Genomic DNA, 10563 nt, shown 5'->3' with positions numbered 1-10563 from the left:
AGCTTATTATTATTATAGTGGAGATGAAGCGCATGGAGGAGGATGGTATCCCGCTGTAGGAGGGTATCTAAAGGAAGACCCAAAAGCAGGTGTAGGGGTTTGGTTTTATGGGGGAATGATCCATGATGATTATGCCAGAACAAAATTTAAAAATACTGTAATTCATTATTACAAAGAATTGTTAAAAGATTATATTCCTTGGGAGTTCAATTTAGACATGACCGTTAATGGATATCATGATAAAAAAAATTATGAGGAAGCTTTAAAAGACAAGGATCTTGATAGTGTTAGTAGTCTAGATGTATCTATTTATATGTCTAGTAAGATATTAGAAGAATACAATATTGAAGAGTACCAAGAGGTATTTTTGAAGGTAGCAAAGGGAGTATACAGGCTAAATTCATATTTAGAAGATAGTTCATATATTAGATTTTGGTTAATAGATGCTTCTAAGGAAGAAATTAATGAATATTCATTAAACTATTTATTAAAAAAATATGGGAAGATTAAAAAATATAGTCCTTATGTCAGAACAAGATTTTTAAATAATGATTTTTTTAAGATTAAAAACTACAAGCAAATGAAAGAATATATAGAAAAAAGAGACAAAAATTTTAACCTAATTTGAAATTAGTTTAAATCAGAATAAATAAAATATAATTAGGAGGAGTAAATGATTACTAATGAAGATAGAAAAATAAATTTATTATTAGCTGATTTTGCATACTTTGATCTTGATAAAAACTCTATTCTTTGATTTATTTTACATTAATTTTTAGAATTTATACAAAACTTGCAATAAACCATAAAAATAGTATGTTTTTATTATAGTACATAAAATAAAACCATTATAAACCTTTTAAAATAAGATTTATAATGGTTTTATTTATTATTTCCTATGAATAATCAAGGGAGTTTTTTGTTTTTATTAATTTTGAAAATAAAAATAACTTTATAGCTCTTATTTAAAAAAATAAAAATAAGAAATTACAATACTATAAAGTAATATAAATATTTTTAATATTGTTGATTTACTTCTTCTTAATTTATTTATATGTTTAGCTAAAAAAATAAGAAATTTAATTTTTTTCATTTCAAACGAAACTTTGTCTAATGATTTAATAATTTGTTTTTCATATTGTTCTTGAGTTTTCATTCTAATTAACACCCACTTTTAATTTTTAAAATACAAAAAAGAAAAACCCTTAAAAGTATTGCTAACATAATAACATATTTAATTGTTGTTGAAAAGAAAATTTATAGTTTGAAATAATTTGATTTAGAATTAAGAAACTCTAAGAATATAATGTGAAGATAATAAAAAATGTGATACTATTATCATAATAATTAGGAACTAATATATATATATTCGAAAAAAAAGGACTTTTATTACAAAAAACGTTTGGAATTCGACGTGAAATGTGCTATTATCAAAATGTGAAATATTTTTTAATAATCGCGATTAAAAATTCTTAATATGTGAATTTTTTATAAAAACAGATTAAAAATAACTTATAATTAAAATTAAAATAAGTAAGGAATCAAATAAAGGTATTTTTTAATAATAAATTTGGAGGTAAATCATGTTTGAAATAATGAAAAAAGAGTATTTGTCAGAAAATATTGTACTTATGGATATTAAAGCTCCTAAATTAGCTAAAAAGGCTATGCCAGGAGAATTTTTAATAGTAAAGGTAGATGAATTTGGTGAAAGAATTCCTTTAACTGTATGTGATTATGATAGAAAAAATGAAACTATAACTATAATCTATCAAATTGTTGGTAAGAGTACTGAAGATATGGCAGCTCTTGAAGTGGGGGATCATTTTCAAGATGTAGTTGGACCTTTAGGACAAATGAGTGAATTTGTTCATGAAGATATTGAAGAATTAAAAAAACAAAAGATCATTTTTATAGCTGGAGGGGTTGGAACAGCACCAGTACACCCACAGGTTAAATGGTTTTCAGAGCAAGGAATAGAAGTAGACGTTATAATTGGAGCTAGAAATAAAGACTATGTTATTTTAGAAGATGAATTTAGAGCTTTAACACCAAATGTATATGTCTGTACAGACGATGGTTCTCAAGGACTTCATGGTAAAGTAACTGATATGCTTTCTAAATTAGTAGATGAAGGGAAACAATATGATCATGTAGTAGCAATCGGACCTATGATCATGATGAAGTTTGTAGCTTTATTAACTAAAAAATTAAATATACCAACTACAGTAAGTTTAAATCCATTAATGGTAGACGGTACAGGAATGTGTGGAGCTTGTAGAGTTGTTATAGATGGAGAAGTAAAATTCGCCTGTGTAGACGGTCCTGAATTTGACGGTCATAAAGTAGACTATGATGAAGCACAAAATAGACTTAGAATGAAAAAAGAAAATAAATTAGAGCATGGAGAAAATAAAAATTGTCCTATCGACCATGACGAAGTAACAGATCCAAAGAAAAGAGCTAAGCCAAGAATGTTAGAGGCAGTAGGTAGAAGTAAATGTTTTGATGAAGTTAATTTAGGACTTACTTTAGATGAAGCAGTAAGAGAAGCTAAGAGATGTTTAGAGTGTAAAAACCCTAGATGTGTGTCATCATGTCCTGTAGGAATTGATATTCCAGGATTTATTAAAGAATTAAAAAATATAGAAGTTGGGAAATCAGCTGAAGTTTTAGCTAAGTATACAAAATTAGCATCTGTATGTGGAAGAGTATGTCCTCAAGAGAAGCAGTGTGAAGGATCTTGTGTAGTTGGTATAAAAAGTGAACCAGTAGCAATCGGATTATTAGAAAGATTTGTAGGGGATTGGAGCTTAAAAAATCTAGAAGTAACTTCTACACCTAAAAATGGGAAGAAAGTAGGAGTAATAGGAAGTGGACCTGCAGGATTAGCAGCAGCAGCAGAATTAGCTACTTTAGGATATGAAATAGATGTATTTGAATCATTACATAAATTAGGTGGAGTATTAACATATGGTATTCCAGGATTTAGATTACCAAAAGACGTTGTAAATGGCGAAATTGGAAGAATCGAAAAATTAGGAGTAAATTTTCATACAAATGTAGTAGTAGGGAAAACAACTACTGTAGATGAATTATTAGAAGAAGGGTACGATGCTGTATTTATTGGAAGTGGAGCAGGGTTACCTAGATTCATGGGTATTCCAGGGGAAAATTCATTAGGAGTTTTATCAGCTAACGAATTTTTAACTAGAGTAAACTTAATGGGTGGAAATAAGGAAGGTTACCATACTCCTACAACTATCGGTAAAAAAGTAGCAGTAGTAGGAGCAGGAAACGTATCTATGGATGCTGCTAGAGTTGCTAAGAGATTAGGAGCAGATTCTCGTATCGTTTATAGAAGAAGTGAAGATGAAATTCCTGCTAGACATGAAGAAGTAGAACATGCAATGGAAGAGGGAATTGAATTCAACTTATTAACTAATCCTATTGCTATAATAGCGGATGAAACTGGTCAAGTAACAGGATTAAAATGCATTAAGATGGAATTAGGGGAAGCTGATGATAGTGGAAGAAGAAGACCACAAGCAATAGAAGGGTCTGAATTTGTTATAGAAGCTGACACAGTTATCATGTCAATTGGAACTATGCCAAATGATCTAGTAACAGGAACAACTAAAGATCTTGAATTAACAAGATGGAATACAATCCAAACTATGGAAAATAAAGAAACAGCAACATCTAGAGAAGGGGTTTTCGCTGGAGGAGACATCGTAACAGGTGCTGCTACAGTAATCTTAGCTATGGGAGCAGGAAAAGATGCAGCCCATGAAATAGATGAATATATTAAAGGAAAAAATTAATTTTTTAGAATAAATTATAGTACAAAAAAGAAGTCAGTTTGTATAAACTGGCTTCTTTTGTATAAGTTATTAAAAATTAGGAGGCAGGATATGGATCTAAGAAAATTTTTATATAAAGGTGATGATTTAGGAGTTACTTTTAAAGAAGATGGAACCACAAAAATAAAAGTTTGGGCTCCTAACATAAAAAATATTCTTTTAAATTTATATTCTAAACATGATTCACAGAGACTTATTTTTTCTAAAAATATGACTAAATTAGAGGATGATGTCTGGAGTATTATTTTAAAAGAGAGGGAAACTGGTTATTTGAATTTGGATAAGTTTTTTTATGATTTTAAAGTTAAGCATATGGATGGAACTGAAAAATATGCTTTGGATCCCTATGCTAAATCTATGGCAAGTTTTGTACCAAATGAAGATATAAATAATATAGGAAGAGGAGCTATAGTGTCTCTAGACTCGGAGGAAGCCGGAATTAAGCCAAGGAGTATTGGTATGTCTAATTTAGGCTCTTCGACAGACATGGTAGCCTATGAGATTCATATAAGGGATTTCACCATAGGCATAGATATAAAAGATGCAGGAACTTTCAAGGCTTTTTATGAATATGATGAAGGAATAGAACACCTAAAAAAATTAGGAATTACCCATGTTCAATTTTTACCTATACAAAATTATTTTACTGTAGATGAAGGAAATAAAGGATATAATGAATTAGGTTCGTCATATAATTGGGGATACGATCCGCATAATTATTTTACACCTGAGGGGTGGTTGGCGGCAGATGAAGAAAACCCATATGGTCGAATCAAAGAACTACGAAATTTGGTGAATAAACTCCATGAAAATGGAATTGGAGTTATTATGGATGTAGTTTATAATCATACTTATAATTGGGATATATTCGAAAATTTAACACCGGGATCTTATTACCGTATGTTTGGTGAGAGTATCTCTGGTGGAACAGGAGCAGGACCAACTCTAGAAAGTAGAAACCCCATGGTAAGAAAATTAATTATTGATTCACTAAAGTTTTTTATAGATGAATATGGGATAGATGGATTTAGATTTGATCTTATGGGATTTATGGATATAGATACTATGATAGAGATTAGAAAAGCTGTAGGAGATAATATAATATTACAAGGAGAAGCTTGGAATTTTACCGATCTTCCTATTAACGAAGCTCCTGTCAAAGGACATATAGCCAACTATCCTCATAATATAGATTTAGCAGTTTTCAATGATAGTACTAGAGATTCCTATTTAGGAAAGATTCATGAAAAAGGATTTATTCAAGGTAATTATGATTTTCCAATTACAGATGTTTGTAGAGCAGGAATTATAGGTAATATAATAGATTATTATAATAAATCAGTAAGTATAGACCTTTATCATAGGTTTGCTTATTCTCCAAATGAAACTTTGCAGTATCTTTCAATTCATGATGGTTTCACCCTTTGGGATAAGATTAATTTATCCTATGATGGAACTATGATAGAGAGAGCTCGTCTAGTGAAGTTTAGTTTAGGAATGCTCTTTACTTCCCAAGGGAAGGTAATCCTCCAAGGTGGGACAGAAATAGGCCTTACAAAGCCACTAGGAGCCATACATCAGCCGAAAGACCCTGAAGCAGATAGGGCTCATACATCAGAATTTATTAATTTCGATGATGATATTGGAAATATAACTCATTATCATGAAAATAGTTATTCTTCTTCTGATTTTGTAAATCAAATTAGATGGACAAGGAAAGATAATAGTTTATTTAAAGGAATAAATAATTATTGTGGTGGTTTAATAAAATTAAGACGGTGTGCCAATGCCTTTAGATATTCAACTTCAGAAAATATAAAAAAAGGGTTAAAATTTATATTGGTAGATGATTTTAATGCCTATAGAGTAATAGCCTACACTCTAGACAATACAATAGAATATAATTATGGGGCTGGTATAGAGAGAATTCCATATAATAAATTTTTAGTTGTACACAACGCTTCTTTTGAAACTTTAAATTTAAAAGATAATGAATTTTTAGCAAAGATGGAGGTCTTGGTCGATTCAGAAAAAGCTGGGATTATACCAATAAAAGATACAGATATAGTGGTAAAAGATGGTTCATTAAAAATTACGGCAAATACAACAGTAGTTTTAGGAATCAGGGGATAGAAATTAAAAAGGAGCTGTAATTACAGCTCCTTTTTAAATGTATATATTACTTAAAACTTTAAAAATTCATATAGAACTTTGTTTTTTTCTGATAATTATTTAAATCTCCATTAATATAAACAATACTTCCATCTTTAATACTATTGATTAGATCTTTGGTAAGATCTAGAGGAATAGCCGGACATCCCCAACTTCTACCCAATCTTCCATTTGTATTTATAAATGATTCTGTAGCATATTTTGCCCCATGAATAACTATATTTCTTTCTCTAGCATTGTCATTGATTCCTTTTTCTAATCCATCTAATCTCATAGAATATCCATTAGTCCCCATATAAGTATTGGAAGTTTTAAAAAAACCAACTGAACTTTGAAGAGAATCGATATTGTTTGAAAACTTTTTAGCGAATTCTCCACCTGTATTTTTTCCGTGGGAAACATAGGTATCGAAAATAATTTTTTCTTTTTTTAGATCAATAACAAACAGTCTTTTTTTATTGGCTGATTTTGTGTAGTCAATAATTGTTATAACTTCTTTATTTTTTATATTAATCTCTGATAACCCTTCAAGGGCTCTATTCAAAACCTTCTTATCTAAACTTGGTATATTTAAGTTTTTATAAAGATTCTTCTCAATAAGAGTACTAAAACTTAGAGTGTAAATCATAAAAATAGATATAAATAATATTAATTTTTTCATCTTACCTCCCATTGTTTAATTAAATCATATGTTGAGTAATTATATCACAAAAATAACATAAATGATAGAAATTGGGGTTTGTTAACTTTCATTTTCATGTTATACTGGAAAAAATGAGATTTAGTAGGAGGAAAAAATGAGATTTAAAGAACTTTTTGAGGTAGGACAAACATTTGAAAATTATATAAAGACAGCTACTGAAAATGAAACTGAAAGAATTCCTAAAAATTATTCTAGAATAAAGTTGTCAGAAGAACTAATTAAAGAGATTAAAGAGATTCAAGGGAAAGTTTATATCTTGGCTAGTGGCGAAATGTGGTGTCCAGATTGTCAACTTAATATAACGGTGGCTAAAAAATTAACTGAAATTAACGATAATATTAAACTTTCTATAATATCTATGGGAAGGGGTAGAAAATATTTGATGACTCTTCTAAATTTAGAAGAATTTAAAATTCCTACAATGGTAATTTTGGATAAAAATTTTAATCAGATAGGGTTGTTTTTAGAACAACCTAAAAGTGTAAAAAAATTAGAAAAAAATGCTGAAAATGAATTATCTTACCTTAAGGGAAATTATCTTACAGATACAGCGTTGGAATTAGTCCATTTAATAAAGGGGTAGATTAGCAAAAATAATTTATTTTTCTTTATTTTTTATGAATTGAAAGGGAGTTATGAAGTTATAGAAAATTTTAGATTAAAAAATAAATTTTTTTTTAGATATATGGTAAAATAAAACCTCAGAATATAATTATTTCTTGAAAAGCTTAATATAATATGTTATATTTAATTAAAGATAACAATTAACTTTTTTAAAAGATAGTTATGGAGGAGTGCAATATGATTTCATGGATTAAAAGATTTTTAAAGTTAAAAATAAAAATAAAAAAAATATAAATAGACTAAAAAAGTTAAAAGAGAGGGTTTTACCCTCTCATTTTTTGGTTAAATTAATATATTCTTATCTTTTTAGAATTATCTCTGTTTTTGAGTTTATTTTTAGATTTATTTCGATACTCCCTGAGCCTATGAGTTCTCTCTAGATATAACTTCACGTTGCTTTTACTCGCAAACTAAGATATATCTTTTAAAACTTCCCTTGGTAACTGCACATCTATCGATTATCTTAAAATTTGATTTTTCAACCATGTAATCTAAATCTTCAAAGGTTACAAGGATCATCTTTTTAGAGATTCGTCTGGCAGTATCTATTATATTTTGTTGTTGATCTCTGGTAATATGACTAAATAATCCGTAGGGGATGTCTACTATAGAGCTGTCATAACTTTCCTTTATTGTATGCATATCTTGGTGGGTAACTTTAGGATCAAGATTGAAAAACCCGAGGTTTCTTTTGGCGTTATTTGTATTTTTTTCACTGATTTCAGTCCCACAAATTTTATAGCCCATAGACAGTCCTTCTACAATGGTAGTTCCTACTCCACAACAAGGATCTATAATTTTTGTATTTTTATTTCCACTGGCTGCTATATTTACTATACTTTTGGCTACTCTTACACTGAGAGAATTAGAATAACTACAAGGTTTTTTTTCATGGGTAATCCATAGATTATCATTTTTTTCATGGATACCAAAAAACCATTTTTCGTCGTATTTACCTAAGGCTAAAATTAAGTTAGGAGATTTAATATCAGGAACTCCAATAATTCTATCTCCAATTGCACTTAAATATTTAAAACGTTCATTATAAGGTACGTCTGCTTTTAAGGCTTTTATAAACTCTAATTTAAATTTTTCTAGTGTTATTATATCTTTTTCTAATTTTTTTAAAATGTCTTCAAATTTTTGTTCTTCATGTAAAATTTCTAATCTACTTTTAATAAAGGTACTATATGAGGGGTTGAAATCTATATTAGATATTAAAATTTTATCCTTTGGCTCGGTATTAAAAATAGATCTCATCTCTAACATGCAAAGTTCTTCTTCAAATGTAGGATAGTTAATTATATATATAAATTTTTTTTGTTCTTTCATTTTGTTCAACTCCATTTAGGTATAATGTCCTATTGCTTTTTATTTGTACAGTATTATATCATAGATATAAAAAAAGAGCTTTTAATAAAAAAGCTCTAATCTACAAAATTTATCTTATTTAAATTTTAAATCTAACTCTCTTTTACCACTGTTCCCAACTTCAGCTTTTAATTTTTTTATAAACATTCCCATCTCATCGGCACTTCCAGCTATTCTATTAAAAATAGCAAGATATTCAGTCAAAATAGGATTATCTGTATCGTATGGATATCTGATAATATGATCTATCTCACTCCAAGCTTCTTCAAATACTGTTCTAGCTTGAATCTCTATAAAGGTTTCTTTAGTTTTGGAGATATGGGCTCCAATAAGGTAATGTACAGACCTATAACCATATTCTCTTATGATAACCTCACAGTCGATATCTTTTAATTCATCTTCTAAATTTTGCATGTTGTAGTCACCACGTCTTACATTTAGTTGAGGGATCTCTTTGGTTTCCCAAATATCTGTGATATTTTTATGCAAATTCATCCAGTCATCTTTGAATAAATGCAGAATTCTTATACCAATTAGATCAGTAACAATTTTTATATAGTTTGTTACATTGATATTTAGAGTTTTATATTTTATTCCTTTTCTAATAATTTTTTCAATTAGATGGCTAGGCTCTTTAACCCTTCTTCTTACAGAATGAACAAGTGGTACATCTATTAACTTAGATACTATATGCTCAGCTTCTTTTTCTAATAGAGGTACTATTTTACAATAATCAGCGTAGATTTCACTTAAATTATCCCACTCTAACCCTGTAGAGATAAAATATTCATCTGAAATGTCAAAGGTTTTAAAAAATTCTTCTTTATTTAACTTATGTATTTTCACTTTTTTCATTATTTTTTCACTCCATAATAATATTTTTTTAATTTTATTTTAAGTTAACTAACCTTTGTTTTATATGGGTTAAAGTCGAATAAGACGTCAACTTACAATCAAAGTATAGCATAAAAAAAAAAAAGGGGTGCATTTTTCTAGATTTTGTAGTATAATCTTTTTGGAAGTAGATAGGTAACTGGTGTGCCTACCGGTCTTCAAAACCGTGTTTTGGCGTTTAGTCGTCATGGGTGGGTTCGATTCCCACATATTTCCGCCAATATAAATGTTAAACATCCTAAGGGGTGTTTTTTTTTATAAAAAAATAGAACTTTCTCTTTCTGATTCTCCTTCTTTAATAAAGAAGGAGAAAGCGAGAGCTAAAGGTGTATCTAGCTATATCCTCTGTCTTTACGAAAGAAAGAGGAAAACAAGGAGAAAGTTCTAAAAGAAGCAGAAGACTTACACGAAGACATTCGTATATTGATAGATGAAAAGAAAGTTATCCTCTTAGTACCTTTGTTGCTATCTTACCCTACCAGTGCTTAATTCCGATCTAGAGGGGATTGTCTAATTATTCCCAACCCTCGTAATCTCTGCTTGAATAGAATAGTTTATTGTCTGAGATCTCATCATTAAAAATATTCTTATTTTTGTAGGTAAAACAGTATGTATTGTTGTAATCGGATCTATTTCCAAATATTATTAAATATATGAAAATTAGCATTGATATATACATAATTATTTAAAATTGCTTTCATAAAAAGAAAGAGGTATCATTAGTGAGGAAGGAAACTAATCATATAGAAAATTATAAGAAGATAGTGTACGTAGTTTGAAGTATAGCTATGAGACATGCTTTTTAGAGGGATATATATAAGAATTATACAGGAGCTTTTAAGATAATCCAGTGTGAAATCCAAAGAAAGCTACACACACGTGAGCAAAACAACGATAAATAATGTAAAAGTCCAGTAGAGGATATGGAGATATAGG

General features: G+C 28.9%; 8 protein-coding genes and 1 tRNA gene. 5 read left to right on the top strand and 4 right to left on the bottom strand.

What is annotated here, in order from left to right; translation table 11 throughout:
- Window positions 1–628 (top strand): hypothetical protein (locus tag WBG30_RS06910; RefSeq protein ID WP_424503910.1); only part of this gene is annotated, 628 nt, incomplete at its 5' end.
- 333 nt (window positions 629–961) lie between these two features.
- On the opposite strand, the gene WBG30_RS06905 is transcribed toward WBG30_RS06910, so the two are convergent.
- Window positions 962–1156 carry a hypothetical protein gene (locus WBG30_RS06905; protein WP_424503909.1) on the bottom strand — a complete coding sequence of 65 codons (195 nt, stop codon included), beginning with the start codon at window positions 1154–1156 and terminating at the stop codon, window positions 962–964.
- Between the two features lie 427 nt (window positions 1157–1583).
- Between WBG30_RS06905 and gltA the strand changes: the two genes are divergently transcribed.
- A complete protein-coding gene (gene gltA / locus WBG30_RS06900; RefSeq protein ID WP_424503908.1) occupies window positions 1584–3824 on the top strand; it encodes an NADPH-dependent glutamate synthase in 2241 nt (746 codons plus the stop codon).
- Window positions 3825–3914: 90 nt separating this feature from the next.
- Complete coding sequence (locus WBG30_RS06895; RefSeq protein ID WP_424503907.1) at window positions 3915–5996, top strand: alpha-amylase family glycosyl hydrolase; 2082 nt, start codon at window positions 3915–3917, stop codon at window positions 5994–5996.
- 58 nt (window positions 5997–6054) lie between these two features.
- On the opposite strand, the gene WBG30_RS06890 is transcribed toward WBG30_RS06895, so the two are convergent.
- Window positions 6055–6696, bottom strand: coding sequence for a murein L,D-transpeptidase catalytic domain family protein (locus WBG30_RS06890; RefSeq protein WP_424503906.1), 642 nt, complete (start codon window positions 6694–6696; stop codon window positions 6055–6057).
- Between the two features lie 136 nt (window positions 6697–6832).
- On the opposite strand from WBG30_RS06890, the gene WBG30_RS06885 reads away from it, so the two are divergent.
- Window positions 6833–7321: a thioredoxin family protein gene (locus WBG30_RS06885; RefSeq protein ID WP_424503905.1), complete on the top strand. Its 489-nt coding sequence runs from the start codon at window positions 6833–6835 to the stop codon at window positions 7319–7321.
- 440 nt (window positions 7322–7761) lie between these two features.
- Here the strand turns inward: WBG30_RS06885 and WBG30_RS06880 are convergent, their stop codons facing one another.
- Together WBG30_RS06880 and WBG30_RS06875 are read right to left on the bottom strand one after the other, a co-directional pair.
- The gene (locus WBG30_RS06880; protein WP_424503904.1) at window positions 7762–8694 is read right to left on the bottom strand and encodes a TRM11 family SAM-dependent methyltransferase; all 933 of its coding nucleotides are present in this window, start codon (window positions 8692–8694) and stop codon (window positions 7762–7764) included.
- 114 nt (window positions 8695–8808) lie between these two features.
- Complete coding sequence (locus WBG30_RS06875; protein ID WP_424503911.1) at window positions 8809–9573, bottom strand: GTP pyrophosphokinase; 765 nt, start codon at window positions 9571–9573, stop codon at window positions 8809–8811.
- A 177-nt stretch (window positions 9574–9750) separates the two neighbouring features.
- On the opposite strand from WBG30_RS06875, the gene WBG30_RS06870 reads away from it, so the two are divergent.
- Window positions 9751–9847: transfer RNA gene (locus WBG30_RS06870), tRNA-Sec, on the top strand.
- Window positions 9848–10563 lie beyond the last annotated feature (716 nt).

This window comes from Psychrilyobacter sp., assembly GCF_049671765.1.
Taxonomy (GTDB): Bacteria; Fusobacteriota; Fusobacteriia; order Fusobacteriales; family Fusobacteriaceae; genus Psychrilyobacter.
The sequence above is the reverse complement of the archived record's forward strand: the minus strand, read 5'-3'. Positions and strand labels throughout refer to the sequence as shown.

Bases quoted from the DNA above. Each gene is read 5' to 3' on its own strand.
- WBG30_RS06905 (WP_424503909.1), bottom strand. From the start codon at position 1,156: ATGAAAACTCAAGAACAATATGAAAAACAAATTATTAAATCATTAGAC.
- gltA (WP_424503908.1), top strand. From the start codon at position 1,584: ATGTTTGAAATAATGAAAAAAGAGTATTTGTCAGAAAATATTGTACTT.
- WBG30_RS06895 (WP_424503907.1), top strand. From the start codon at position 3,915: ATGGATCTAAGAAAATTTTTATATAAAGGTGATGATTTAGGAGTTACT.
- WBG30_RS06890 (WP_424503906.1), bottom strand. From the start codon at position 6,696: ATGAAAAAATTAATATTATTTATATCTATTTTTATGATTTACACTCTA.
- WBG30_RS06885 (WP_424503905.1), top strand. From the start codon at position 6,833: ATGAGATTTAAAGAACTTTTTGAGGTAGGACAAACATTTGAAAATTAT.
- WBG30_RS06880 (WP_424503904.1), bottom strand. From the start codon at position 8,694: ATGAAAGAACAAAAAAAATTTATATATATAATTAACTATCCTACATTT.